Origin of the sequence: Nonomuraea sp. NPDC059023 (assembly GCF_042740095.1) — a bacterium.
Classification (GTDB): domain Bacteria; phylum Actinomycetota; class Actinomycetes; order Streptosporangiales; family Streptosporangiaceae; genus Nonomuraea.
Window position 1 is genome coordinate 39,027 of sequence record NZ_JBHYIO010000007.1, and the last position, 23,806, is coordinate 62,832.

Below are 23,806 nucleotides of genomic sequence, written 5' to 3' on the forward strand. Positions count from 1 at the left end.
TCCTTTCGCCGGTTGCGGGCCGAGACGGGCCGGCGCGATCGTCGAGCGGTGCCGAAACGCCGCATCGCCCTCCTCGTGCTCCTGGGGCTCGTCGCGCTCGTCTACGCGGGCAACCGCTCGTGGAGCACGCCGGACGAGCCGCCGCTCCTGCTGGCCCACCGCGGGATGGCACAGACGTTCGGGTTCGCGGGCCTGACCGGCGACACCTGTACGGCGGAGCGCATCCACCCACCACAGCACCCCTATCTGGAGAACACCCTGGACTCCATGCGCGCCGCCTTCGCGGCCGGAGCCGGCATGGTCGAGTTCGACGTCCAGGTGACGAAGGACGACAGGATCGCCGTCTTCCACGACCACCTCCTGGAGTGCCGCACGGACGGACGGGGCGCGGTGCGCGACCACACGATGGCCGAGCTGCGCCGCCTGGACGTCGGCCACGGCTACACCCCAGACGGCGGCATGACCTTCCCCTTCCGCGGCAAGGGCGTGGGCCTGATGCCGGCTTTGGAGGAGGTCCTGGAAGCCTTCCCCGGCAGGGAACTGCTCCTGCACATCAAGAGCGACGACCCGGCAGACGGCGAGAAGGTGGCCGCCGCCCTGCCCCCGGAGCGCCGCGCGAAGATCACCGTCTACGGCGGCGACGCCTCGGTGGCCGCCTACGCCGCCAAGGCGCCCGGCGCGAGGGTCGCCTCCCGGGCCGTCATGGAACGCTGCGGCCTGCGCTACCTCGCGACCGGCTGGGCCGGCCTGGTCCCCGCCGCCTGCCAGAACATCCAGCTGCACATCCCGGAGAGCTACGCCCCCTGGTTGTGGGGCTGGCCGCACAAGTTCGTCGAGCGGATGCGCGCCCACGGCACGCGCGTCGTCCTCGTCGCGGGCGACGGCGGCTGGTCGGAGGGCTTCGACACCCCGGCCGACCTGGAACGCCTGCCGGAAGGCTACGCGGGCGGCATCTGGACCAACCGGATCGACGTGGTGGCCCCGCGCCCGCGCTAGAGCTGCCCGGCCAGAAACCCGGTGAGCGGCGCGACGTGCCTGACCGGGTCGCGCCACCGGGCCCGCAGATCCTCCAGCAGATGCTTCTCCGCCACCAGCGCCCCGCCCCGCCACCGGCGCACGACCGGATGCAGGAAGGCGCTCTCCTCGGCCCGATCCGGCTCCGGATGCCGCTGGATGGCGAATACGTCCGGCTGGTCGCGCGGCCCCCAGCGCAGCGTGAGCGTGAGCAGATCGTGGAACCGCCCGGCCGCGTAGTCCTCGGGCAGGTCCTCGTAGTGCTCGATCCGGCCGTCCTCGAACACGTAGGCGTCGCACAGGTACTCGAACTGCGTCCACAGCGCCGAGCTCCAGTTCGCCCGGTCCAGCATGTACGCGCACAGCCCGCCCGCCTCCACCGGCGCCGGCCGGTGCTCAAGCGGCGCCCCGTCGAAGCGCTCGGCCAGCAGCCGGTCCAGCGTACGCAGGTTGTAGCGGAAACCGTCGATGAAGGCCGAGGAGGCGTGCTTGACGTCGCGCCCCTGCATCAGCGTCCCGGCGAAGTACAGCCCGTCGACGTTGGCCGACTGGAAGTCCGGCCCGATGGCCGGAATCCGCCCGTTCTCGTGCAGGTACGGCACGCTGCCCGCACCGAACACCCCTTTGTCCATGGTGAACCCGGTGCACCGCAGGACCGCGTCGTAGTCGAGCAGCGCCCGCTCCCCGTCGGCCAGCGTGTACGTGATGGCGACCTTGAAGACGCCGTCCTCCCGCCAGATCCGGTCGATGTCGCACTCCAGGACCGCGTGCAGGGTCTTGAACCAGTAGCTGTCGAGGAAGGCGCCGTACTGCCCGCGTACGTCGCCGGGGTGCTTGCTGCGCCAGGCCAGCCGTAAGGGGTGGGGGCTGGCCAGGTGGACGATGTCGGCGTGCGGCAGCAGCGCCTGCGCGGTCTCGAACGCCGAGTTGCCCTTGCCGATGACCAGCACGCGCTGCCCGGCGAAGCGCGCCCCGTCGGTCTCCATGTCCTCGTAGCCGACCGCGTGCTCGATCCCCGGGATCTCCGGGACGTACGGCCCGCCCCACCCCGTGGCCACGACGACGCACTCGGCCCGGTAGACCTGCTCGCCGGCCCGCACCACGAAGCCGTCCTCCTCACGCCGGATCTCCGTGACCGGCGTGGAGTAGCGCACGTTCAGCGCGTGCTTGGCCGCGAAGTCGGCGAGGTAGCGGGTCAGGTCGTCGGCCGAGGGCAGGTACTCGGCCGAGTACGCGGGGAACAGCAGGTCCGGCGCGTCGTTGAGCAGCGAGTTCCAGTCCCAGCGCAGCCGGATCTCCGGATCGTCGTCGCCCACGTGCACCTTGTTGAGCGAGATCAGCCTGCGGTGGCGGGGATAGTGCCGGAAGAAGGCCCCCGGTCCCGCCTCCCGCTCCAGCGTCACGTAGTCCGCGCCGCGACGGTGCAGGAAGTAGCTGAGCTGGAGTCCGCCGGGACCGGCGCCGACGACGAGATAGCGGTAGGTCTGCACATCCGTAGGTTCTGCGGGCGGCCCGGAGCGGTCAACCCCCTCAGGAACGTACGTTTCGCCGCGTTCCCCACAACCTGCGGATCTCCGCCCGCCAGAGCTGGTACTCCTCCGCGGTGTGGCCGCGGCCGCGTCTGGCCCGCTCGGCCCAGCCGGCCGCCCGCTCGGATCCGGCTCCGGCCAGGATCTCGATGGCCTGCTCGGTGTGGGCCGGGACGAGGCCGGAGCGCACCCTGGCCGCGGCGGCGACGGCGGCGCCCTGGGCGAGGTCGGCCCGGTTCTCGCCGGCGTGGCGGGCCAGCCGTACCAGGTCGTCGGGGGTGGCGCCGCCGGCGTGGACGGCGGCCAGGCCCGCGCCGCTCCACAGGTCGGCGTGCCGGTCGAGCGGGAAGGCGGCGATGGTGACGGCGAGGGCGTCCACGTCGGCGCACTCGCGAAACCACAGCGCCCGGCCGTAGCCCTGGTCGCGGATGGCCCGCCTGACCCCGTTGGTGGTCAGGCCCACGGGCCGGCGGAAGAAGGCCTGGTGGAAGCCGTAGCCGTCCCAGCTCAGCCAGCGCAGCAGCGGGTCCAGCGCCTTGCGCATGGGCCACGGCCGCAGCCTGAGCCTGGCGAAGGCCTGCCCGGCGCCCAGATGGATCGGGTACGTGTGCTCGCGCCCCTGCCCGGCCAGCAGCGCGGCCAGCCGCCTGCCGCCGGAAAGGGTCAGGACGTCGTGCATGGCACACGCCATCCCCGCGCCTTCGTAGGCGAACCCGCGCATCTCCGGCGCGAGGCCGGAGACGTCCGTCCCGTCGGGACCCGCGGCGTTGAACCCGGCTATGAAGGCCAGCCCGACAGCTTCCAGGTGGCCCCTCGCGGGCCCGAGCCGGAACCCGCGCCGCTCGAAATCGACCTGTCCGGCATCCTGACATAGGAGCTTTCTCATGCGTCCCCCCGCCAAGAAGGTAGGGACGTGACAGAGCGTGAACAAGCCTGCACACGACCGCATGAGGTGTTTATCGCCCCGGCATGAACCTTCCCGGACCATCACCCGACTGGACAGGCATGAGCGACGAGTTGCTGGTGGTCCGCTGCCAGCTCGGTGAGCGCGACGCGCTGGCCGAGCTGGTCAGAACGTGGCACGGACCCGTCTGGACCTACGTCCGGCGCATGCTGGACGCCGAGCGGGCCGACGACGTCACCCAGGAGGTCTGGGTGGCGGTGCTGCGCGGCCTGCCCCGGCTGAAGGAACCGGGCAGGTTCGCGCCCTGGCTGTTCACCATCGCGCGGCGGTCGATCGCCGACCGGCTGCGCGCCGAATACGCACAGCCGGAGCCACGGCCTCCCGCGCCGCAGGGTGACGCGTTCGAGGCGGCGCTCGACCGGGCTGAGCTGGTCGGCGCCCTGGCCGCGCTGCCCGTGCGGGAACGGGACGTGCTCGCGCTGTTCTACCTGGAGGACTTCTCTCTGGAGGACTGCGCGCAGATCTGCGGCGTCCCGGTCGGCACCGTCAAGTCACGGCTCAACCGCGCCCGTCGCCTCCTGTCGGAACACCTCACGCGAAAGGGATATGGCCATGAACTCGCCTGATGACATCATCGCCAAGTTGTCGCCCGTGCTGTCGCCGTGGCGGCGGGCCGGTGGGCTGGTCGCGCTGCTCGCCGGGCTCGCCGGCGCCGTCGCGCTGGGCTCGCTGTGGCTGACCGAGCCGGGGCCGCTGCCGGAGCGCCTGCACCTCGGCTTCGCCCTGCTCCTGGCCCTCTGCCTGGCCTGGGCCTGCTACGGCGGGTGGGTGCTGGCCCGGCGGACGCCCATGTTCGCGCTGGACCGGGTGGTCGCGGGCTGGCTCGCGCTCGCCGCCTCCACCGTGACGGCGGTGCTGCTCGCCGTGCTCGCCGTCGTGCGCGACACGCCGGTCCTGTTCGTGGTGGGGCCGCTGTGCGTGGCGGTCGCGGCGGTGGTGACGTTCCTGGCTCACCGCCGGCGTAACGCCCTGCTGCGAAGGAAGGCCGAGCTCAGCTGAACAGGTGGGCCAGCTCGGTCCTGGTGGCCACGCCGAGCTTCGGGAAGGCCCGGTAGAGGTGGTGGCCGACCGTCTTCGGGCTCAGGAAGAGCTGGGCTCCGATCTCCTTGTTGGTGGCGCCCGTCGCGGCGAGCCGTACCACCTGCAGCTCTTGCGGGGTGAGGGCGGCCATCGCGTCGGGCGCGGCCCGTGCGGCGGTCTCGCCCGCCGCGCGCAACTCGGCGCGGGCGTGCTCGGCCCACGGGTGCGCGCCCGCCCGCTCGAACGTCTCCAGCGCGGCCCGCAACTGCGTGCGGGCCTCGGCCTTGCGCCGCTCACGGCGCAGCCACTCCCCGAACAGCAGCCTGCTGCGGGCCTGCTCGAAGGGCCTGGCCCCATCCCGTACGGCAAGCGCGAACTGCTCCTCGGGATCCTCGGCCAGCAGGGCACGGCAGCGGGCAAGCACCGCGTCGGCCCAGGGCTGGCCGGCGGCCCGCGCCCACCGCTCGAAGCGCTCCAGCGGTTCTGCGGCCCGCTCGGGACGCCCCAGCCTGACCGCCGCCTCGACCTGGTCGGGCGCGAAGTAGAGCGCGTGGTTCTGCCCGGTGAGCTGCTCCATGCGCTCCAGCGCCGCCTCGAAGCGGCCGCGCCCCAGGTCGAGCAGCGCGCCCGCCCGCTCGGCCCACTCGCCCTCGCCCTTCTCCTCCTCGCCGCGTACCGCCGCCAGCACCGCGAGCAGGCCGCGCGCGTGGGCCTCGCGCCGGCGCTGGCCGGTGTCCCCGGCGATGCGGATGGTCTCGTCGACGCTGGCCGCCGCCTCGTGGAAGCGGCCCAGGAAGAACTCGGCCTCGGCCAGCGTCCCCAGCACCCCGGCCAGCCAGCCGATCATGCCGCGCCGCCGGAACTCGCCCGCGAGCACCAGCATCGTCTCGCGCGAGCGGGCGAAGTCGCCGCTGAAGAAGTCCACCATCACGGTCGCGAGCCGCTCGCCGACCAGTCCCTCGCGGCGCTGGGGCATCGCCGCCACGTTCTCGCGCAGGATCCGCAGGCCCTCGCCGGGATCGCCGGACATCAGCTCGGCCGCGCCGCCGATGGCCGCCGCCAGCGACTCCTGCCCCGGCAGCTCGGCGAGCAGGCCGTGCGCGCGCCGCATGCCCGCGGGGTCGGCGCGCGTCCAGGCCGCCCTGGCCGCGTCGGTGAGCAGCCGTACCCGGGCCTCGCCTTCAGCCCGCCCGGCCGCCTCGATGAGGATCGTGTAGGCGGCCCTCGGGTCGCCGTCCTCGAAGGCGACCTTGGCGCGCAACGTGGCCAGCGCGTCCGGGTCGCCGCTCAGCCGCAGCGCCTCCTCGACCAGGCCGCCGGCCCGCCCGTTCTGCCCGGCGTCCGTCGCCGTCTGCGCGGCCGCGGTCAGCCGGCGCAGCCGCCGCTCCGGGTCGGGCGTCAGGTGCGCGGCGCGTTCCAGGGCCGCCGCGGCGGCGGCGTACCCGGTGCGGTCGCGCGCCCGCTCCGCCGCGGCCTCCAGTCCCGCCGCGACCTCCTCGTCCGGCCCGGTCGCCGCCGCGGCCAGGTGCCATGCCCGCCGGTCAGGGTCGGCCGCCGTCGCCGCCAGAGCCCGGTGTACGGCCAGCCGCTCGACGAACCCGGCGCTCTGGTAGGCCGCCGCCCTGGTCAGCGAGTGCCGGAACGAGACCGCGGACCCCTGCACGCTCACCAGCCCCTCGGCCTGGGCCAGCGCGTCGTCGGGCAGCCCGAGCTCGCGCGTGGCGGCGAGGATCGTGCCCAGCTCGCCGGTGTCGGCGGCGGCGGCGACCACCAGCGCGCTGCGCGCCCGCGAGGGCAGGACGGCGATGCGCTGGCCGAAGGCCTCCTGCAGGCGGCGGGGCAGCGGCAGCGGCCCGACCTCCGCCGCCGCGGAGGCGGGCAGTTCGAGCAGGGCCAGCGGGTTGCCGCCCGACTCCTCGACCACCCGGTCTCTGACGTGGGGTGGCAGGCCGGGAAGGTGGCGGGCCAGCAGCGCGTGGGCCGCCGCCCGGTCGAGCCCTTCGACCCGCAGCTCGGGCAGCCCGGCCAGCGACGCCTCGTCACGGGCCGAGACCAGGATCACCACTCCCTCGGCGTGCAGGCGGCGGGCGGCGAACAGCAGGGCCTCGGCGGAGGCCTGGTCGAGCCACTGGGCGTCGTCGATCAGGCAGAGCAGCGGCGCGTTCTCGGCGAGCAGCGTCAGCGTGGCCAGGCCGATCATGAACCGGTCGGCCACGCCGTCGGTGGCCAGGCCGAACGCGGTCCGTACGGCGGCGGCCTGCGGTTCCGGGAGCGCGTCGAGGGCGTCGAGCTCGTCGAGGAGAGGGAGCAGGATCTGGTGAAGGGCGGCGAAGGGCAGCTCCGACTCGCTCTCCACCGCCGATCCGCGCAGGAGCGCGAACCCGTCGGCCGCGCGCCCCGCGTGCTCCAGCAGGGCGCTCTTGCCCACGCCGGGCTCGCCGCGCAGGACCAGCGCGCCGCTGCCGCCCTCGCGGGCCGTGCCGAGCAGCCGCTCGATCGCGACCAGCTCGTCCTTCCTTCCCTGGAGCACGCCCCAGAACCTAGCAGGGGTCAGGGAGGCGTCTGGGCGGCGTAGGCGGTGGGCAGGAAGCAGGAGATCGTGCCCTGGCCCGGGTCGGTGACGCCGACGGCGACCGGTACGTCCGTGCGGGAGGTGTCGAACGTCATCATGAGCGCGTCGTGGTCGTGGAAGTTGGGGTCGTACAGGGCGAAGGTGACCCCGGTACCGCTCACGTGGTAGCCCCAGACGAGCACCTGGTGGTTCTTGCCCAGGTCGGCGGGGTTGAGGCTCTTGGTCTTCACCAGGCAGATCGGCCGGGGAAAGCCCTGGTCGATCCAGTCCTTCACCCTCGGCCACGAGTCCCTGACCATGATGGCCGAGCGGCCCGACATGAGCCCGATCGGCTCGAAGATGCCCTGGTCGGTGTCGGGGTAGGCCGGGTTCATCAGCTTGAGCAGGCTGAGCGGCAGGTCGGGCAGGTCGAAGGAGTCGAACAGCCGCGAGACGAAGTAGTCGAACAGCGGCACCCCTTCACCGGCGGGCGCGACGGTCTGCGCGGGCGCGAGCTGGTTGGACAGGAAGTAGTCCATGGCGGCGTAGACCATGCCGCCGCACAGCCCGTTGGTGGCGTCGCCGATCGGCAGGCTGACCACGCCGAGGTCGAGGTGCTTGAGCGTGGTGCCCTCCGGCCAGGAGTTGTTGAAGTGGAAGCCGTGCAGGGTCGGCCGGAACGCGGTGGTGTGCCACTGCGAGTTCTCCAGCGTCCAGGACACCCGGGCGTTCTCGCCGTCGCCGCCGCCGCGCAGCAGCGCCTTGCCCGCGACGCACACCTCGTTGAACGTGTTGGCCCCGACGAACGGGTTGCTCCAGTGCATCTCGATGATCGGCCCGCCGTCGCCGACGCGGTACTGCACGCGGCCCTCGGTGCCGGTGGCGATGCCGTCCGACTCGCTCTCCCAGCTCACGGTCTCGCCGGGCATCACGGTCTGCGGAGGCTCGATGTCATTGGTCCAGACGCCGTGCATCAGCGCCTCGAAGTTCTTGCCGAGGATCTCTCCCGTGGTGTTGGTGAAGGTCACCGCCACACTCCTGGCCGCCATGGCCACCACCTCCCTTCCTTCGCACCCAGCGTGCGGGAGGGTCACGGATGGTGTCGTGAGTACGCCCCTACTCAGGTTGGCGAACCGGACACACGGGCATGTACCTCCCATGCGTGCCATTGCCATCTCCGGCTTGGGGCAAGAACCCGAGCTCATGGAACTGCCGAAACCGACGCCGGGCCCCAATGGCGTCCTCGTCCGGCTCCACGCCGCCGGCCTCAATCCGGTGGACTGGAAGATCGCCGAGGGAGAGTTCAAGATCCCCGGCCTGACCTTCCCGAAGGTGCTGGGCATCGACGGCGCCGGGGTCGTGGAGGCGGTCGGCCCCGCGGTGTCGGCGTTCCGCCCGGGAGACCAGGTCTACGGCCAGTTCAAGGGCAGCTACGCCGAGTACGCCCTGGCGACCCCGGTCATCGCGCGCATGCCCGCCGGCATGATCTTCACCCAGGCCGCCGCGGTGCCCGTCGCGACCACGACCGCGTACAACATGGTCGAGACCGCCAAGATCGACCAGGGCCGGGTGGTCCTGGTCTCCGGAGCCACGGGCGGCGTCGGCCAGCAGGCGGTGCAGTTCGCCGCCAACGCCGGCGCCAAGGTCATCGCCACGGCCACCGCCGACCTGGCCGAGCACATGCGCGGCATCGGCGCCACCGAACTCGTCGACCACACCCTGCGCCCGGTCGCCGAGCAGGTGCTGCAGCTTCACCCCGACGGTATCGACGTGGTGCTCGACACGGTGAGCACCGACCCGGCCGCGCTGGACCAGCTCGCCCAGACGGTACGGCCCGGCGGCACGGTGGTCACCACGGTCTTCTCCGCGGACCCGGCAGCCCTGGCGGCCAGAGAGATCACCGGAGTCAACCTCGACAACAAGGCCTCCGCCGAACTCCTGGTCCTGCTGGCCGACCTGATCGACGCGGGCCGGATCAAGGTCCACATCGACGACGTGGTGCCCCTGTCCGCCGCCGCGACGGCGCTGTCCAAGAACAAGGCCGGCCGTTCACGCGGCAAGACCGTGATCGAGATTCAGCCCCGATAGGCGGCCGTGCCGACCTGGAGCCCGAGACGCGAGAAGGCCGTGTCGCGCCGCCCGGTCCCTTCCCGGACGGCTGGCACACGGCTCCTTCGCACCCGCCTCAACGGGCGGGCTCGGACTCCTGGTCATGCGGTACGCCAGAGCCCTCATCATGCGACGTGTCCGCAGACAACTCCCTGCGCAACGCGTCGATGTCCATGTGTTGGCTGGTGTACTTCAGCTCGCGAGCGACCTTGGTCTGCTTCGCCTTCTGTCTTCCTCGGCCCATGGCAACTCCCTATTCCCCGGGTGTCATCCTAACCAACGACATTGCGACTTGAACAATTATGCAACTGCACTGGATTAGCCTGGACGCATGCCCGTCCCGCTCTACCAGGCCAAGGCCGACTTCTTCCGGACGCTCGGGCACCCCGCTCGCGTAAGGGTGCTGGAACTTCTCCAGGAGGGGCCGCTTCCGGTCCGGGATCTCCTGGCCCAGATCGACATCGAGGCATCGAGCCTGTCACAGCAACTCGCCATACTCCGCAGGGCAGGGGTCGTCAGCGCCGAGAGGGAAGGCAGCACCGTCGTCTACTCCCTGGCCACGCCCGAACTGGCCGACCTGCTCGACGCGGTCCGCCGCATCCTCACCGAGATGCTGGCGGACCAGGGCGAACTGCTGGCCGAACTGAGGGCGGAAGCGCACGGGTGAGCAGCACGTTCCAGTTGAGATATGTCACTATAGGAACATGAGTCTTCGCCATGGTGTGCTGGGCCTGCTCTCCGAAGGTCCCGCGAGCGGATATGACCTGCTCAAGCTGTTCGACGCGTCCTTGAGCAACGTCTGGCCGGCCACGCAGAGCCAGCTCTACACCGAGCTCGGCAGGCTCGCCGAGGCCGGTCTGGTCAGCGTGTCGGCGGAGGGTCCGCGCGGCCGCAAGGAGTACTCCATCACCGAAGCGGGCCTGGCCGAGCTGCGCCGGTGGATCATCGACGTGGAGCCGGCCGGGACCATCCGCAGCGACATGCTCCTGCGCGTCTTCTTCCTGGCCCAGGTCGAACCCGAGCAGGCGCGCGGCTACATCCGCCGCCAGGCCGAGATCGGCCGCAAGACCCTTGAGCACCTGGAGGGCATCCGCGAGTTCCTCGACGGCGACACCGACAACCTCTCCGTGTACGGCCGGCTCGCCCTGGAGTGGGGCCTGCGCTTCACCAGGACGCAGCAGGAGTGGGCCGAATGGGCCGAGAAACAGATCCGTTAGGCTCGCCGTCATGGTCTCCGAGCTGTTCGATCCCCAGGCGTGGAAGGAAGTCGAAGGCTTCGACTTCACCGACATCACTTACCACCGCGCCGTCGACCAGGGCACGGTGCGGATCGCGTTCAACCGCCCCGAGGTGCGCAACGCCTTCCGCCCGCAGACCGTCGACGAGCTCTACCGCGCCTTCGACCACGCCCGCCAGAGCGTCGACGTGGGCTGCGTCCTGCTCACCGGCAACGGCCCCTCGCCCAAGGACGGCGGCTGGGCCTTCTGCTCCGGCGGCGACCAGCGCATCCGCGGCAAGGACGGCTACCAGTACGCCGACGGGACCCCGGCCACCGGCCGCCTGCACATCCTCGAAGTGCAGCGCCTCATCCGCTTCATGCCGAAGATCGTCATCTGCGTCGTCCCCGGCTGGGCCGCGGGCGGCGGGCACAGCCTGCACGTCGTGGCCGACCTGACGCTGGCCTCGCGCGAGCACGCCCGCTTCAAGCAGACCGACGCCGACGTGGCCAGCTTCGACGGCGGCTTCGGCTCCGCCTACCTCGCCCGTCAGGTCGGGCAGAAGTTCGCCAGGGAGATCTTCTTCCTCGGCGACACCTACACCGCCGAGGACGCCCACCGCATGGGCATGGTCAACGCCGCCGTCCCCCACGCCGAGCTGGAGAGCACGGCCCTGGAGTGGGCGCGGAAAATCAATGGCAAGTCGCCCACCGCACAGCGCATGCTGAAGTACTCCTTCAACCTCATCGACGACGGCCTGGTCGGACAGCAGGTCTTCGCGGGTGAGGCGACCCGGCTGGCGTACATGACGGACGAGGCGGCGGAGGGTCGCGACTCGTTCCTGGAGAAGCGCGAGCCCGACTGGTCGCCCTTCCCCTGGCATTTCTAGGACGTTTGTGACGAAGATCGAAATACCCGCCAAGCTCATCAGCAACCACGACGAGATCGGCGAGGGCGAGGAAGGCGGCCCTACCTGGATCGCCGGTCTGCCCGCCCTGGCCGGACGCTACCTCGATGCGTGGGGGCTACGGCTCGACGGGGACCCGATGCACGGGTTCGTCTCGCTCGTACTCCCCGTGACCAGGCCCGACGGCGTACCGGCCGCGCTCAAGCTGCAGCCGGTCAACGACGAGAACGCCAGCGAGGCGATGGGCCTGAAGGTCTGGAACGGCGACGCCATGGTCCGCCTCCTGGACGAGGACCCCTCCACCGGCACGCTGCTGCTCGAACGGCTGGAGGGCCATCGCACCCTGGCGACGGTCGCCGACGACACCAAGGCCCTGACGATCCTGGCCGACCTGCTGGCCCGCCTCGTGGCCCACCCGGCGCCCGCGGGCATGCGCCGCCTGGCCGACATCGCCCAGGACATGATCGACGAGACGCCCGACGCGGTGGCCGCCCTGGCCAAGGAGAGCGACCGGGCGTGGCTGAAGACGTGCGCCTCGGTCGTCGCCGAACTGGTCACCGAGCCAGGTGACCGGCTGCTGCACTGGGACATGCACTACGAGAACGTCCTGGCCGCCGGGCGCGAGCCGTGGCTGGCCATCGACCCCAAGCCGCTGGCCGGCGACCCGGGCTTCGACCTGTGGCCCGCCCTGGACAACCGCTGGGACGACGTCGTGGCCACCGGCGACGTGCACCGCGCCGTACGCCGCCGGTTCGACCTGCTGGTCGACCGGCTCGCGCTCGACCCCAAGCGGGCCGCCGGCTGGACGTACGGCCGGCTCCTGCAGAACGCCCTGTGGGACGTCCAGGACGGCGAGACCGAGCTGGACGAGGACCAGCTGGCGATCGCCGAGGCGTTGCGCCCGCGCCTGTGACCTCACTTCCAGGAAGCCGGGTAGCTGTGGCCGGGTAGCAGCTTCCCGAGCACCACCCCTCCGGCGATCACGACGACGCTGGCGAGGATGACCGGGTTGAGCAGGTAGAGCGGCTCCGGAGCGGTGAGCCCGACCAGCGCCGCGGTCGCGCCGGCGGGCGGATGCGGCGCCTTGAGCAGCATCATCGGCGCCGTCGACAGGGCGGCGGCCACGGCCGCCGTCCACACCGAGGGCCCCGCGACCGACGTGATGAGCAGCGCCAGGGCCGTCGCGCTGACGTGCCCGAGCACGATGCTGCGCGGCTGCGCGAACGGCGCGGCCGGGGCCAGCGCGACGATCCCCGCCGTGGCGGCGAACGGCAGGGCGAACAACGCCAGGCCGGTGGCGCTGGTGATCCCGGCCAGCAACAGGAGCCCGGCCAGGGCCGCGGTCGTCGCGCTGACCACGTTCTTCCAGGGCGGCATCAGTCCGACAGCCCGCGCAGGAAGTCGCGGATCAGGGCGGCGCTCTGGCTCAGCCGCGTCGTGAGCGGGAAGTGCCCGGCATCCAGCAGGTGGACGCGGGCCTCCTTCACGTCGCGGGCGTAGGCGCGGGCGCCGTCCGGGCCGAAGATCTCATCGCCCCTGCCCCAGACCGCCAGCAGCGGAGGCTGGTGGGTGCGCAGGTACTCCTGCCAAGACGGGTAGCGGCCGGGGTTGACACCGTAGTCGAGGAAGAGCGCGAGCTGGATCTCCTGGTTGCCTGGCCGGTCGAGCAGCGCCTGGTCGAAGGCCTCCTGGTCGGGGTTGACCAGGGAGGTGTCGGGGACGCCGTGGGTGTACTGCCAGTGGGTGGCCTCGCGGGTCAGCAGGGCGCGCAGGGCGTCGCCGTTCTCCTTGGAGGGGTCGGCCCAGTAGGCGCGGATCTGGTCCCAGAACGGGGTCAGGCCCTCGTCGTAGGCGTTGCCGTTCTGGGTGACGATGCCGGTGATGCGCTCGGGGTGGCGCAGTGCGAGGCGGAAGCCGACCGGGGCGCCGTAGTCGTGCACGTAGATCGCGTACCGGTGGACGCCGATGGAGTCCAGGAGCTGGTCCACGACGTCGGCCAGGTGGTCGAAGGTGTAGTCCCAGGCGTCGGCGGCCGGGGCCGAGCTGTGGCCGAAGCCCGGGTAGTCGGGGGCGATCAGATGGAACTCCCCGGCCAGCTCGCCGATCAGCTCCTGGTAGGCGATGGACGAGGTCGGAAAGCCGTGCAGCAGGACGAGCGTGGGCGCCGACGGGTCTCCGGCCTCGCGGTAGAAGACGTTCAGTCCCTCGATGACCTTGGTGTGGTAGCGCATGATCACTCCTTAACCAGCTAAATGTAGTTTGGTGGTTAAGTGATAGCATGGCCATGATTAACCGGTCAAACTGATTTGAGAGGTTAGGATGAGGATCCGGCCGCTGCGCGGGGAGCCCGTCGGTCTTGACCTGGTCGACACCACCTGGGTGTGGCAGGGGGAGCTGCTCGACCAGTTCGACACGGCCGAGGGGGTCGAGGCGTGGCTCGCCGACCACGGGCTGCCGGGCGGATCAGGGGCGCGGGAGCGGCTGGTCGAGGCACGGGCCGCCATGCGCGACGCGCTCGAGGGGCGGGGGCACGGGCGGCTCAACGCGGTGCTGGCCCACGGGAGCCTGCGACCCCAGGTCGGGGCGGGCGGGCCGTACGAGGTGGTGGTCGTGGACGAGCCGGAGTGGCACGCGGCGTGGGTGGCGGCGGCCGACCTCGTGCGCGTCATGGGCGGGCGGGTCAAGCACTGCGCGAACCCGCGGTGCGTGCTGTGGTTCCTGGATGTGAGCAAGAACGGCAGCCGCCGCTGGTGCTCCATGGACGTGTGCGGCAACCGGGCCAAGGTCGGGCGCTTCAACGAGCGCAAGCGCCCGACCGGCGCTTCCTAGAAACCCCTCACCCCGGGTGTCTTTGTCGGGTGTTCTGGTTAGGTGCTCTACGGGATGACGATGGCGATCTTGCCGCGGCCGTGGCCGGTCTCCATCTCGCGGTGCGCGTCGGCGGCCTCGGACAGGTGGTAGGTGCTGCGGATGTGGTACTTGAACTCGCCCGCGGCCACCAGGGCGGCATAGCGGCCCAGGCGCTCGGCCAGCCGTTCGCCCACTGTCGTGCGGATGCCGAGCCCGGCGGCCTTGTCGTGCTCGAACAGGGTGAGGATGCGGTCGCGATCCGCCACCAGCTCCAGCGAGACCTCCAGCGCCTCGCCGCCGGCGCCGTCCAGGGCCGCGGTGACGCCGCCAGGGGCCAGCGCGCGCACCCGGTCGGCGAGGCCCGGACCGTACTCGACCGGGATCGCGCCGAGATCGCGCAGGTAGTCGTGGTTGACCGCGCGGGCGGTGCCGATGACCGTGGCGCCGCGCCGGCGGGCGATCTGCGTGGCGGCGCCGCCCACGGATCCGGCCGCGCCGTGGATCAGCAGCGTGTCCCCCGACCCGATCGCCAGGTTGTCCATGGCGATCTCGGCCGTCTGCACGCCCGCGGTCATCGCCCCCGCCACCTCCCAGGCGAGCCCGGCGGGCTTCGGCGTGACCGAGCCGGAGGGTACGACCGCGTACTCGGCATAGGCGTTGAGCTGCGTGAAGCCCAGCACTTCCGCGCCGATCGCGAACCCGGTCACGCCCTCGCCCACCTGGTCGATCACTCCGGCGAACTCGTTGCCGGGAACGCGCGGCAGGTCGCCGGTGATGCCCGGCGGGGTCCATCCAGCGCGTACCGCGGTGTCGTACGGCTGCACGCCCGCGGCCTTCACCCGCACCCGGACCTGTCCAGGGCCCGCCTGCGGCGCGGGCAGTTCCATGACCTTCAACACCTCGGGGCCGCCGAACTCGGCGAACGCCGCTGCCTTCATCACTTCGCTCATGCCGACGAGCCTGCATCCTCAACTTTGCTTGAGGTCAACCCCGTGACTTAAACTTCCCGCCAAAGGAAGGGCAAGCGACCATGCAGAAGATCGTCCACGTCAGACCCCTCGACGACGCCATCGGTCACGAGGAGTCGCACGACTGCCCGTGCGGCCCGACCGGTCAGGGCGTGCACAACTCCGCCACCAAGAAGATGGTCGGCGTGATCTTCCACCACCACGGGCTGCAGCCGTGCCACGAATGGGAAGCATCCGACCTCGCGTAGCCATCTGTGTACTATCGGTGAGGAGCTCATAGAAATCGGGGGACGGCATGAGCAACCTCATCGTCATCGACTATCCGGACGTCGCGACCGCGGAGACCGTACGCACGCGGCTGTTCGAGCTGCAGAAGCAGAACCTCATCACGCTTGACGACGCGGCCATCGTCGAGCGCAAGGACGACGGCAAGATCAAGCTGCACCAGACCACCAGCACCACCGGCGTGGGCGCGGCCGGCGGCGCGCTGTGGGGCGGCCTCATCGGGCTGCTGTTCTTCATGCCGCTGCTGGGCATGGCGCTCGGCGCGGCCGCGGGCGCGGCGGGCGGCGCCCTCACCGACGTCGGCGTCAACGACGACTTCATGAAGGAACTCGGCGAGAAGATGCCCCCGGGCACCGCCGCCCTCTTCCTCCTGGTCCGCCAGAGCACGCCGGACAAGGTCATCGAGCAGGTCGCGCAGTACGGCGGCGAGATCATCAAGACCTCGCTCAGCACCGAGGACGAGAAGCACCTCAAGGAGGCCGTCGCGGCCGCCCGCGCCTGACCTGCCACCAAGGAGCGACCGGGTTTCCGGTCGCTCTTTTGTATATCCGGCGCGGCAAACCTGCCCATATCGGGAACTTTCCGCTTTACTTCGTCTTTACCTGTATAGAGTCCGACGGGGGATGTACCAGGGGGAAGATGTCTGAGTTCTTACAAGCCGTGCTGGGTTTTCCGACAGTCCTTTTCAGCTTTCTGCTCGTGATCGTCGTCGCCTACTGGGTGACCGCGCTCACCGGGCTTCTGGACCTGGACGACGTCGACGCTTCCTGGCTCGGACTGGCAGGTGCGCCCGCCGGAGTGACGCTGTCGATCGTGATCACGCTGGGCTGGCTGCTCAGCCTGATCGGCGGCCAGTTCGTCTCCGCGCCACACCTGCAGATCGCCGTGCTCATCGTGGCCCTGGCCGGCGGCTGGTTCGGCGCCCGCCTGCTGGTCGTGCCGCTTCGCCGCCTGTATCCCGACGAGCGCGGCCCCTCGCGCCACGACTTCGTCGGCCGGCACTGCGTGATCCGCACCGGACAGGTCACCTCCGACTTCGGCCAGGCCGAGGTCACCGCCGCTGACGGGTCCTCCGCCGTCGTCCAGGTCAGGACGACCGGCGACGACCGCCTCGCCCGCGGCGACAACGCCCTCATCTTCGACTATTCCTCCTCCGGGGAATTCTTCCTGGTCATGCCCTATGAAAGGGATCACTGATGGGTGTCATCTCCCTTGGCCTGGCGATCACGCTGGCCGCAGCCCTGCTCATCGTCATCGCGATCCTCGTGGTCATCAGCCGCCTCTTCCACAAGGTGGAGCAGGGCAAGGCCCTGATCATCTCGAAGGTCAACCGGGTCGACGTGACGTTCACGGGCGCCGTCGTGCTGCCCGTCGTGCACAAGTCCGAGACCATGGACATCTCGGTGAAGACGATGGAGATCGTCAGGTCCGGTCGTGAAGGCCTGATCTGCCGCGACAACATCAGGGCCGACATCCGCATCACGTTCTTCGTCCGGGTCAACAAGACCGCCGAGGACGTCATCAAGGTGGCCCAGGCCATCGGCACCGCGCGGGCCAGCGGGGAGGAGACGCTGCAGGAGCTGTTCAACGCCAAGTTCTCCGAGGCGCTCAAGACCGCCGGCAAGCACCTGGACTTCGTCGACCTCTACACCAAGCGCGACGAGTTCCGCGACGAGATCCTCCGGCTCATCGGCACCGACCTCAACGGCTACAGCCTCGAGGACGCCGCGATCGACTACCTGGAGCAGACGCCCCTCCACAACCTGGACAAGTCCAACATCCTCGACGCGCAGGGCATCCGCAAGATCACCGAGCTCACGGCCATCGAGCACGTGCGGACCAACGAGTTCCAGCGCAACGAGGAGAAGGAGATCACCCGCCAGAACGTGGACGCCCGCGAGGCGATCCTGGAGCTGGAACGCCGCCAGGCCGACGCCGAGACCAAGCAGAAGCGCGAGATCGAGACCATGAGGGCGCGCGAGGAGGCCGAGACCGCCCGCGTGCAGGCCGAGGAACGCCTCAAGGCCCAGGCCGCCAACATCAAGACGGACGAGCAGCTCGGCGTCCAGCACGAGAACCGCGCCCGCGAGGTCGCCGTCGCGGAGAAGAACAAGGAACGCGTGATCGCGATCGAGACCGAGCGGATCGAGAAGGACCGCATGCTGGAGGTCATCGCCCGCGAGCGCGAGACGGAGCTGTCGCGCATCTCCAAGGACAAGGAGGTCGAGACCGAGAAGCGCTCGATCGCCGAGGTCGTACGCGAGCGCATCGCGGTCGACAAGACCGTCGCCGAGCAGGAGGAGAACATCAAGCGGCTGCGCGCGGTCGAGGAGGCCGAGCGGCTGCGCCAGACCACGATCATCGCCGCCGAGGCCGAGGCCCAGGAGAACCTGGTCAAGGACATCAAGGCGGCCGAGGCCGCCGAGGCCGCCTCCAAGTTCCGCGCCCGCGAGGAGCTTGTGCTCGCCGAGGCCAGGCAGCAGGCCGCCGACCTCGACGCCCGCGCCAAGATCCGGCTCGCGGAAGGCGTCCAGGCCGAGAGCGCCGCGGCGGGGCTGGCCGATGTGCAGGTGAAGGAGCGCGACGCGGCGGCGATCGAGAAGGTCGGCCGCGCCGAGGCGATGGTGCTGAGCGAGCGGCTGCGCGCCGAGGCCGAAGGCGCCAAGGCGATGGCGCTGGTCGAGGGCGAGCGGCTCAAGGCCCGCGCCGAGGGCGAGCAGGCCCTCGCGCTCGCCGCCGCCGCGGCCGTCGGCGAGAAGCTCAAGGCCGAGGCCGAGGGTCTGACCGAGAAGGCCGCCGCGCTGGCCGCGCTGGACGAGGCCTCGCGTACGCACGAGGAGTACCGCCTGCGGCTGGAGGCCGACAAGGAGGTCCACCTCAAGCGCATCGAGGTGCAGGCGAAGGTCGCCGAGTCGCAGGCGGGCGTGCTGGCGGCGGGGCTGGCCAAGGCCGACATCGACATCGTGGGCGGCGACACGATGTTCTTCGACAAGATCGTGGGCTCGATCACCGCGGGCAAGGCGGTCGACGGGTTCGTGGAGCACTCGGCCGTGACCAGGACGCTGGCGGAGCCGTACCTCAACGGGTCGGCGAGCCTGCCCGCGGACCTCGCGGCGATCGTCGGCGGGATCGGCACCGAGGACCTCAAGAACATCACCGTGTCCGCGCTGCTCATGCAGATGATCCAGAGCGGCGGGCCGGAGGCGAAGCTGACCGAGCTTCTCGAGACCGCGCGCAGACTCGGCGTCGCCGACTCCTCGGTCGCCGCGCTGAGGGCCTGAGCGCATGGCGGATCTTGAGGCGGGCACCTATGAGGTGCTCAGGAACCGCCTTCAGTCGCAGGCCAAGCTGCTGGCCCAGGCCGCGGAGGCGGTCAACGACGAGCGGCTGAAGGTCTTCGGCGGTGCCGAGCTCACGCTGCTCGGCACGGAACGGATCAGGACAGAGAACAACTGCGTGCCCAGGGACATCGTCTCCGCCGGGGAGGTGATGGTGTTCGGGTACAACGTTTTCATTGGACTTAAGCCGGAAACGGCTGTGGACGACGTGTTCTCCGTCCACAGGTTCACCCGCGACGGCGAAGCGTTCCGGTTCGATCCGGCACAGTGGGAGGCGCTCACCGACCCCGCCTTCCAGAAGGACTTCGCCGAGTTGTACCGGTACTACAAGGAGACCCGCCTGCAGACCCTGCGCCGGGTCGAGGGCAAGCTGCTGGCGGTCTTCCAGACCGGGCCGAGCGACAGCAAGGTCCTGCGCTGGGACCTGTCCGGCAAATACCTCGACAACCGGGGCGAGCGCGACCACGTGTTCCCGGCGTCCCACGACTTCGAGTGGACCGTCACCACCCGCGACGACCACGTCCTGGGCCGCCATCCCCACATCTCCGTCGAGGGCGAGGTCTTCGTCGAGACCGTCGGCGGCGACCTGACCATCAAGGTCGAGGACAACACCGAGAGCGGCCACGGGATCTACTCCGAGCCGGTCACCGAGCCGCTGCAGTCGCTGGCCGACGCGGACGTCTCCTACGCGCGGGTCGGGCCGCTCATCCTGCTGCGCATCCGGCCGTACAAGGAGCCGGAGTGGCGGCACCTGGTGTTCAACACCCGGACCAAGGCGGTGGTCAGGCTCGACGGCATCGGCCAGGCCTGCCAGCGGCTGCCGGAGGACCAGGGGTTGATCTTCCCCGGTGGCTACTACCTGGCGACCGGGGTCAGCAAGACGTTCGACCTCGACGTCAGCGAGCTGGAGTTCGAGCGCGTGGTCCGCTCGCCCAACGGGGAGGACGTGCTCTACGTCTTCCATGCCCGGGGTGACGGGCGGTCGTTGCTGCTGCCGTACAACGTGATCAGGAAGGAGGTGGCCAATCCCATCCCGTGCCACGGGTTCAGCCTGTTCGACGACGGCACGATGGTGGTCTTCCGCGCCACCTCCGACGAGCCGACCCGGGTCCATCCCATGCAGGTGTGGCAGACGCCGTACGTCTCCGACACCTACGCCGCCGCCCAGCCCACCGGCTCGGGGCCGCTGGAGCGCATCGGCAACGCCGAGCTGGTCCGCGGCATCTCCGACTGCCTGTCCGTGGCGCGCATGGTCGAGGAGATGTCGCCGTCCGCGGCGACCTTCGAGGCGCTGATCGCCGCCTGCGAGCGGGCCTTCGACCACTACCACTGGCTCGGTGAGCACGGGCTGCGCACCCCGCTCACCGACGTACGCGCCACCGCCGGCCAGGTGCTCGACGAGTACGAGAACGTCGAGCAGCTGACCGCGCAGGCCGCGCGGACGCTGGCCACCACCGAGGAGGAGACCGTCACCCTCGTGCGGCAGGCCCGCGGCGACCTGCCGGCCAGTGCCGACGCCTGGGTCAGCCTGCTGGCCACGCTGCGCCGCGCGCAGGGGCGGCTGGTGACGCTGCGCGAGGTCCGCTACATCGACCTCACCCGGCTCGACTCGCTGGCCGGCGAGCTGGCGGCCGAGCTGAAGGAGAGCGGCACCCGCGCGGTCACGTTCCTGCAGGGTCCCGACGCCTTCACCGGCTACCACAGCGCGGTCGAGCGGCTCGCCGCCGACGCGGGCGCGATCGCCACGGTGGCCGACGCCGTCCCGGTGTCGGAGCTGCTGGCCGACCAGGCCGAGGGGCTTGAGGTGGTCACCGAGGTGGTCGGTTCGCTCGACATCGCCGACGCCACCGTGCGTACCTCCATCCTGGAGCGCATCGCCGAGGTGCTCGGCGGCGTCAACCGCGCCCGCGCGGTGCTGGAGGGCCGGCGCAGGGAGCTGCTGTCCAGCGAGGGGCGGGCCGCCTTCGCCGCCGAGTTCGCGCTGCTTGGGCAGGCGATCACCGGCGCGCTGGCCATGGCCGACACACCGGAGCGCTGCGACGAGCAGCTCGGCAAGCTCATGCTGCAGCTGGAAGGGCTCGAATCCCGCTTCGGGGAGTTCGACGACTTCGCCGCCCAGCTCACCACCAAGCGGGAGGACGTCTACGAGGCGTTCTCCGCCCGCAAGCAGGGCCAGCTCGACGAGCGTGCCCGCCGCGCCGACCGGGTCTTCGCCTCGGCCGAGCGCATCCTGGGCAGCGTCGCCAGGCGGGTGGCCGGGCTGGCCTCGCTCGACGAGGTCAACACCTACTTCGCCACCGACCCCATGGTCGCCAAGCTCCAGTCGGTCTCCGCCGAGCTGCGTACCCTGGGCGACCCGGTGCGCGCGGAAGAGCTCGACGGCCGGGTCAAGGCCGCCCAGCAGGAGGCCGGGCGCTCGCTGCGCGACCGGCTCGACCTGTTCGACGCGGGCGGCGAGACGCTGCGGCTGGGGCGCCACCGCTTCGCGGTCAACACCCAGCCCGTCGACCTCACGCTGGTCCCCCACGACGGCACGATGCAGTTCGCCATCACCGGCACCGACTACCGGGCGGCGGTCCCGTCCGACTTCGCCGACACCCGCCCGTTCTGGGACCAGTTGCTCGTCTCGGAGACGCCCGAGGTCTACCGCGCCGAGCACCTGGCCGCCGCACTTCTCGGCACCGCCGACCTCCCCTCAGCGGATCTCGTACGGCGGGCCGCCGAGGAACGCTACGACGAGGGCTACGAACGCGGCGTCCACGATCACGACGCCACCCTGATCCTCGACGCCCTGGTCCGCCTGCGCGATGGCGCCGGGTTGCTGCGCTACTCCCCCGCGGCCAGAGCGGCGGCCCAGCTCTTCTGGGCCTTCCACACCGACGAGGTTTCACGTAAAACATTCACCACCAGGGCGTCTTCCCTGGTCAGAGCGCGCGAGGCGTTCGGCGCCCACGAGGCCGTGGCCGCCCTGGCCGAGGAACTGTCGTCCTTGATCACCGCCGCCCCCGGCGTGGCCCGGCTGGCCGGAGAGTATCTCGTGGAGGAGCTGGCCACCACCCCGCCCGGCTTCGTCACCAGCAAGGCGGCCCGTGCCGTGCTGGACAACTTCCGCGCCCGGCTGGGCCCGGCGGCGCAGCGCTCGTTCGAGGACGATCTCCAGTCCTTGGAGCCGCCCGCGCGCATCCAGCTCGCCGAGGCCTGGCTGGGCGCCTTCGACCAGTCACCCGACCTGCCCGAGGCCATCGCCCTGCAACTCTGCGGCGACCTGCCCCGCTACGACTCCAGCGCGAGCGTCAGCGCGGTGGTCGAGGGCCTGCTCGGCGCCCACCCGCGCATCACCGAGCGCACGCTGCCGCTGCGCCTCGACGAGATCCTCACCAGGACCAGGACGTTCGCCGCCGAACGCGTCCCGGCCTTCCGCGCGTACCAGAAACGCCGCGTCGAGCTGGTCGCGGCCGAGCGCGAGCGGTTGCGGCTCGACGAGTACAAGCCCAAGGTCATGAGCGCCTTCGTGCGCAACCGCCTGCTCGACGAGGTCTACCTGCCGCTCATCGGCGACAACCTGGCCAAGCAGGTCGGCGCGGCGGGAGCGGGCAAACGCACCGACCAGATGGGCCTCCTGCTGCTCATCTCACCGCCCGGCTACGGCAAGACCACCCTCATGGAGTACGTCGCCAGCCGCCTGGGCCTCGTCTTCGTCAAGGTCAACGGCCCGGCCCTGGGCCACGCCGTCACCTCGCTCGACCCGGAGGAGGCTCCCGACGCCACCTCCCGCCAGGAGGTCGAGAAGATCTCCTTCGCGCTGGAGACCGGCAACAACACGCTCCTCTACCTCGACGACATCCAGCACACCTCGCCCGAGCTGCTGCAGAAGTTCATCTCGCTGTGCGACGCCCAGCGCCGCATCGAAGGCGTCTGGAACGGCCGCACCCGTACCTACGACCTGCGCGGCAAGCGCTTCGCCGTGTGCATGGCCGGAAACCCGTACACCGAGTCCGGCAAGCGCTTCCGCATCCCCGACATGCTCGCCAACCGGGCCGACGTGTGGAACCTCGGCGACGTGCTGTCCGGCCGCGACGAGCTGTTCGCGCTCAGCTATGTGGACAACGCCCTCACCTCCAACCCCGTCCTGGCCCCGCTCTCCACCCGCGACCGCTCCGACGTCGAGTTGCTCGTACGGCTGGCGCGCGGCGACCAGACGGTCCGCTCCGACCAGCTCAAGCACCCCTACTCCAAGGTCGAACTGGACCAGATCCTGTCCGTGCTGGCCAAGCTGGTGCGGGTGCAGGAGGTGGTGCTGGCCAACAACCAGGCGTACATCGCCTCGGCGGCCCAGTCGGACGACGCGCGTACCGAGCCGCCGTACAAGCTGCAGGGCTCGTACCGGAACATGAACAAGCTGGCCGAGCGGATCGTGCCCGCCATGAACGACGCCGAACTGGAGGCGGTGATCGACGACCACTACGTCGGTGAGGCCCAGACGCTCACCTCCGACGCCGAGGCCAACCTGCTCAAGCTCGCCGAGCTCAGGGGGCGCCTGACACCGGAACAGCGGGAGCGCTGGACCGCCATCAAGGCCGCGTACCTGCGTACGAGGGCGTTGGGCGGGGCGGAGGACGACCCGGTGACCCGCACAGTGGGCGCCATCGGCCTCCTGACGGACCGCGTCACCGACATCACCACCGCAATCCGCCAATCCACCCCCGAAACCTGACGATCCACCTCGCGTCTTCCCTGCCCCGCCGCCCCGCTGACCTGGGCGGCGGCGCGGGGACTGACGCGTGCGCAGGTCATCCATGGGCCCCACCTGACTCGCCCCAGCCACCTGACTCGCCCCTGCCGCCCAACTTGCCACGGCTGCCCGACTTGCGACGGCTGCCCAACTTGCCCCGATGACCGCCTCTACCTGGTCTGGCTCCGCCCCAACCCGGCCCGGACCACAGGCAACGGGCGGCCGGGCACTGGCCGGAGGGCGCCGGATGGGGCCTTCGGGCTGCCTGGCTGTTGGCGGTTGTGCCCATCCACAGGCTGTGGATGGGCACGTCGCGGGCGGG

General features: G+C 70.9%; 22 protein-coding genes. 14 read left to right on the top strand and 8 right to left on the bottom strand.

Translation table 11 applies throughout. The features are described from left to right. Window positions 1–48 precede the first annotated feature (48 nt). Window positions 49–996 (top strand): glycerophosphodiester phosphodiesterase family protein, encoded by a 948-nt coding sequence (locus ACFWYW_RS14040; protein ID WP_379613232.1) that lies wholly within the window; start codon window positions 49–51, stop codon window positions 994–996. On the opposite strand, the gene ACFWYW_RS14045 is transcribed toward ACFWYW_RS14040, so the two are convergent. Together ACFWYW_RS14045 and ACFWYW_RS14050 are read right to left on the bottom strand one after the other, a co-directional pair. Further along, on the bottom strand, window positions 993–2,504 hold the full coding sequence (locus ACFWYW_RS14045; RefSeq protein WP_379613231.1) for an NAD(P)-binding domain-containing protein: 1,512 nt from the start codon (window positions 2,502–2,504) through the stop codon (window positions 993–995). The two genes, ACFWYW_RS14040 and ACFWYW_RS14045, sit on opposite strands and share 4 nt — an antisense overlap. A 40-nt stretch (window positions 2,505–2,544) precedes the next feature. Continuing rightward, the gene (locus tag ACFWYW_RS14050) at window positions 2,545–3,429 is read right to left on the bottom strand and encodes a DUF1702 family protein (protein WP_379613230.1); all 885 of its coding nucleotides are present in this window, start codon (window positions 3,427–3,429) and stop codon (window positions 2,545–2,547) included. A gap of 119 nt (window positions 3,430–3,548) precedes the next feature. On the opposite strand from ACFWYW_RS14050, the gene ACFWYW_RS14055 reads away from it, so the two are divergent. Together ACFWYW_RS14055 and ACFWYW_RS14060 are read left to right on the top strand one after the other, a co-directional pair. Continuing rightward, the gene (locus ACFWYW_RS14055; protein WP_379613229.1) at window positions 3,549–4,073 is read left to right on the top strand and encodes an RNA polymerase sigma factor; all 525 of its coding nucleotides are present in this window, start codon (window positions 3,549–3,551) and stop codon (window positions 4,071–4,073) included. Beyond that, window positions 4,060–4,506 (top strand): hypothetical protein, encoded by a 447-nt coding sequence (locus tag ACFWYW_RS14060; RefSeq protein WP_379613228.1) that lies wholly within the window; start codon window positions 4,060–4,062, stop codon window positions 4,504–4,506. The genes ACFWYW_RS14055 and ACFWYW_RS14060 overlap by 14 nt, the downstream gene beginning before the upstream one ends. On the opposite strand, the gene ACFWYW_RS14065 is transcribed toward ACFWYW_RS14060, so the two are convergent. After that, window positions 4,499–7,057 carry an AAA family ATPase gene (locus ACFWYW_RS14065; protein ID WP_379613227.1) on the bottom strand — a complete coding sequence of 853 codons (2,559 nt, stop codon included), beginning with the start codon at window positions 7,055–7,057 and terminating at the stop codon, window positions 4,499–4,501. The genes ACFWYW_RS14060 and ACFWYW_RS14065 overlap by 8 nt on opposite strands. 20 nt (window positions 7,058–7,077) lie before the next feature. Continuing rightward, a complete protein-coding gene (locus ACFWYW_RS14070; protein ID WP_379613226.1) occupies window positions 7,078–8,127 on the bottom strand; it encodes a hypothetical protein in 1,050 nt (349 codons plus the stop codon). Between the two features lie 154 nt (window positions 8,128–8,281). Between ACFWYW_RS14070 and ACFWYW_RS14075 the strand changes: the two genes are divergently transcribed. After that, on the top strand, window positions 8,282–9,166 hold the full coding sequence (locus tag ACFWYW_RS14075) for an NADP-dependent oxidoreductase (protein ID WP_379613225.1): 885 nt from the start codon (window positions 8,282–8,284) through the stop codon (window positions 9,164–9,166). A gap of 97 nt (window positions 9,167–9,263) precedes the next feature. Here ACFWYW_RS14075 and ACFWYW_RS14080 read toward each other — a convergent pair whose 3' ends face one another. Continuing rightward, window positions 9,264–9,431, bottom strand: a complete 168-nt coding sequence (locus ACFWYW_RS14080) for a DUF3073 domain-containing protein (protein ID WP_184959274.1) — start codon at window positions 9,429–9,431, stop codon at window positions 9,264–9,266. A gap of 87 nt (window positions 9,432–9,518) precedes the next feature. Between ACFWYW_RS14080 and ACFWYW_RS14085 the strand changes: the two genes are divergently transcribed. Genes ACFWYW_RS14085 through ACFWYW_RS14100 form a run of 4 tightly spaced genes read left to right on the top strand, consistent with a single transcriptional unit; the run spans window position 9,519 to window position 12,224 of the window. After that, window positions 9,519–9,854, top strand: a complete 336-nt coding sequence (locus ACFWYW_RS14085) for an ArsR/SmtB family transcription factor (protein WP_379613224.1) — start codon at window positions 9,519–9,521, stop codon at window positions 9,852–9,854. Between the two features lie 37 nt (window positions 9,855–9,891). Further along, window positions 9,892–10,404, top strand: a complete 513-nt coding sequence (locus ACFWYW_RS14090) for a PadR family transcriptional regulator (RefSeq protein WP_379613223.1) — start codon at window positions 9,892–9,894, stop codon at window positions 10,402–10,404. A 10-nt stretch (window positions 10,405–10,414) separates the two neighbouring features. Beyond that, the gene (locus tag ACFWYW_RS14095; protein ID WP_184959270.1) at window positions 10,415–11,293 is read left to right on the top strand and encodes a 1,4-dihydroxy-2-naphthoyl-CoA synthase; all 879 of its coding nucleotides are present in this window, start codon (window positions 10,415–10,417) and stop codon (window positions 11,291–11,293) included. Between the two features lie 7 nt (window positions 11,294–11,300). Next, entirely contained in the window at window positions 11,301–12,224 is a 924-nt protein-coding gene (locus ACFWYW_RS14100; protein ID WP_379613222.1) for an aminoglycoside phosphotransferase family protein, read from the top strand. Between the two features lie 2 nt (window positions 12,225–12,226). Here the strand turns inward: ACFWYW_RS14100 and ACFWYW_RS14105 are convergent, their stop codons facing one another. Next, the gene (locus tag ACFWYW_RS14105; RefSeq protein WP_379613221.1) at window positions 12,227–12,688 is read right to left on the bottom strand and encodes an HPP family protein; all 462 of its coding nucleotides are present in this window, start codon (window positions 12,686–12,688) and stop codon (window positions 12,227–12,229) included. Next, a complete protein-coding gene (locus ACFWYW_RS14110) occupies window positions 12,688–13,542 on the bottom strand; it encodes an alpha/beta fold hydrolase (protein ID WP_379613220.1) in 855 nt (284 codons plus the stop codon). Before ACFWYW_RS14110 ends, ACFWYW_RS14105 begins: the two co-directional genes overlap by 1 nt. Window positions 13,543–13,630: 88 nt before the next feature. On the opposite strand from ACFWYW_RS14110, the gene ACFWYW_RS14115 reads away from it, so the two are divergent. Beyond that, window positions 13,631–14,140, top strand: coding sequence for a CGNR zinc finger domain-containing protein (locus ACFWYW_RS14115; RefSeq protein ID WP_379613219.1), 510 nt, complete (start codon window positions 13,631–13,633; stop codon window positions 14,138–14,140). 47 nt (window positions 14,141–14,187) lie between these two features. Here ACFWYW_RS14115 and ACFWYW_RS14120 read toward each other — a convergent pair whose 3' ends face one another. Further along, a complete protein-coding gene (locus ACFWYW_RS14120) occupies window positions 14,188–15,111 on the bottom strand; it encodes an NADP-dependent oxidoreductase (RefSeq protein ID WP_379613218.1) in 924 nt (307 codons plus the stop codon). Between the two features lie 80 nt (window positions 15,112–15,191). Here ACFWYW_RS14120 and ACFWYW_RS14125 point away from each other — a divergent pair, with 80 nt between their 5' ends. From ACFWYW_RS14125 to ACFWYW_RS14145, 5 genes are all read left to right on the top strand, one after another. After that, window positions 15,192–15,377 carry a hypothetical protein gene (locus ACFWYW_RS14125; protein WP_184959265.1) on the top strand — a complete coding sequence of 62 codons (186 nt, stop codon included), beginning with the start codon at window positions 15,192–15,194 and terminating at the stop codon, window positions 15,375–15,377. 47 nt (window positions 15,378–15,424) lie between these two features. Continuing rightward, window positions 15,425–15,916 carry a DUF1269 domain-containing protein gene (locus tag ACFWYW_RS14130; RefSeq protein ID WP_379613217.1) on the top strand — a complete coding sequence of 164 codons (492 nt, stop codon included), beginning with the start codon at window positions 15,425–15,427 and terminating at the stop codon, window positions 15,914–15,916. Window positions 15,917–16,053: 137 nt separating this feature from the next. Beyond that, window positions 16,054–16,611 (top strand): hypothetical protein, encoded by a 558-nt coding sequence (locus ACFWYW_RS14135; RefSeq protein ID WP_379613216.1) that lies wholly within the window; start codon window positions 16,054–16,056, stop codon window positions 16,609–16,611. Then, the gene (locus ACFWYW_RS14140; RefSeq protein WP_379613215.1) at window positions 16,611–18,695 is read left to right on the top strand and encodes an SPFH domain-containing protein; all 2,085 of its coding nucleotides are present in this window, start codon (window positions 16,611–16,613) and stop codon (window positions 18,693–18,695) included. The genes ACFWYW_RS14135 and ACFWYW_RS14140 overlap by 1 nt, the downstream gene beginning before the upstream one ends. 4 nt (window positions 18,696–18,699) lie before the next feature. Next, a complete protein-coding gene (locus tag ACFWYW_RS14145; protein WP_379613214.1) occupies window positions 18,700–23,466 on the top strand; it encodes a DNA repair ATPase in 4,767 nt (1,588 codons plus the stop codon). Window positions 23,467–23,806 lie beyond the last annotated feature (340 nt).

Bases quoted from the DNA above. Each gene is read 5' to 3' on its own strand.
- ACFWYW_RS14050 (WP_379613230.1), bottom strand. From the start codon at position 3,429: ATGAGAAAGCTCCTATGTCAGGATGCCGGACAGGTCGATTTCGAGCGG.
- ACFWYW_RS14055 (WP_379613229.1), top strand. From the start codon at position 3,549: ATGAGCGACGAGTTGCTGGTGGTCCGCTGCCAGCTCGGTGAGCGCGAC.
- ACFWYW_RS14060 (WP_379613228.1), top strand. From the start codon at position 4,060: ATGAACTCGCCTGATGACATCATCGCCAAGTTGTCGCCCGTGCTGTCG.
- ACFWYW_RS14070 (WP_379613226.1), bottom strand. From the start codon at position 8,127: ATGGCGGCCAGGAGTGTGGCGGTGACCTTCACCAACACCACGGGAGAG.
- ACFWYW_RS14075 (WP_379613225.1), top strand. From the start codon at position 8,282: ATGGAACTGCCGAAACCGACGCCGGGCCCCAATGGCGTCCTCGTCCGG.
- ACFWYW_RS14080 (WP_184959274.1), bottom strand. From the start codon at position 9,431: ATGGGCCGAGGAAGACAGAAGGCGAAGCAGACCAAGGTCGCTCGCGAG.
- ACFWYW_RS14085 (WP_379613224.1), top strand. From the start codon at position 9,519: ATGCCCGTCCCGCTCTACCAGGCCAAGGCCGACTTCTTCCGGACGCTC.
- ACFWYW_RS14090 (WP_379613223.1), top strand. From the start codon at position 9,892: ATGAGTCTTCGCCATGGTGTGCTGGGCCTGCTCTCCGAAGGTCCCGCG.
- ACFWYW_RS14095 (WP_184959270.1), top strand. From the start codon at position 10,415: ATGGTCTCCGAGCTGTTCGATCCCCAGGCGTGGAAGGAAGTCGAAGGC.
- ACFWYW_RS14105 (WP_379613221.1), bottom strand. From the start codon at position 12,688: ATGCCGCCCTGGAAGAACGTGGTCAGCGCGACGACCGCGGCCCTGGCC.
- ACFWYW_RS14110 (WP_379613220.1), bottom strand. From the start codon at position 13,542: ATGCGCTACCACACCAAGGTCATCGAGGGACTGAACGTCTTCTACCGC.
- ACFWYW_RS14115 (WP_379613219.1), top strand. From the start codon at position 13,631: ATGAGGATCCGGCCGCTGCGCGGGGAGCCCGTCGGTCTTGACCTGGTC.
- ACFWYW_RS14120 (WP_379613218.1), bottom strand. From the start codon at position 15,111: ATGAGCGAAGTGATGAAGGCAGCGGCGTTCGCCGAGTTCGGCGGCCCC.
- ACFWYW_RS14125 (WP_184959265.1), top strand. From the start codon at position 15,192: ATGCAGAAGATCGTCCACGTCAGACCCCTCGACGACGCCATCGGTCAC.
- ACFWYW_RS14130 (WP_379613217.1), top strand. From the start codon at position 15,425: ATGAGCAACCTCATCGTCATCGACTATCCGGACGTCGCGACCGCGGAG.
- ACFWYW_RS14135 (WP_379613216.1), top strand. From the start codon at position 16,054: ATGTCTGAGTTCTTACAAGCCGTGCTGGGTTTTCCGACAGTCCTTTTC.
- ACFWYW_RS14140 (WP_379613215.1), top strand. From the start codon at position 16,611: ATGGGTGTCATCTCCCTTGGCCTGGCGATCACGCTGGCCGCAGCCCTG.
- ACFWYW_RS14145 (WP_379613214.1), top strand. From the start codon at position 18,700: ATGGCGGATCTTGAGGCGGGCACCTATGAGGTGCTCAGGAACCGCCTT.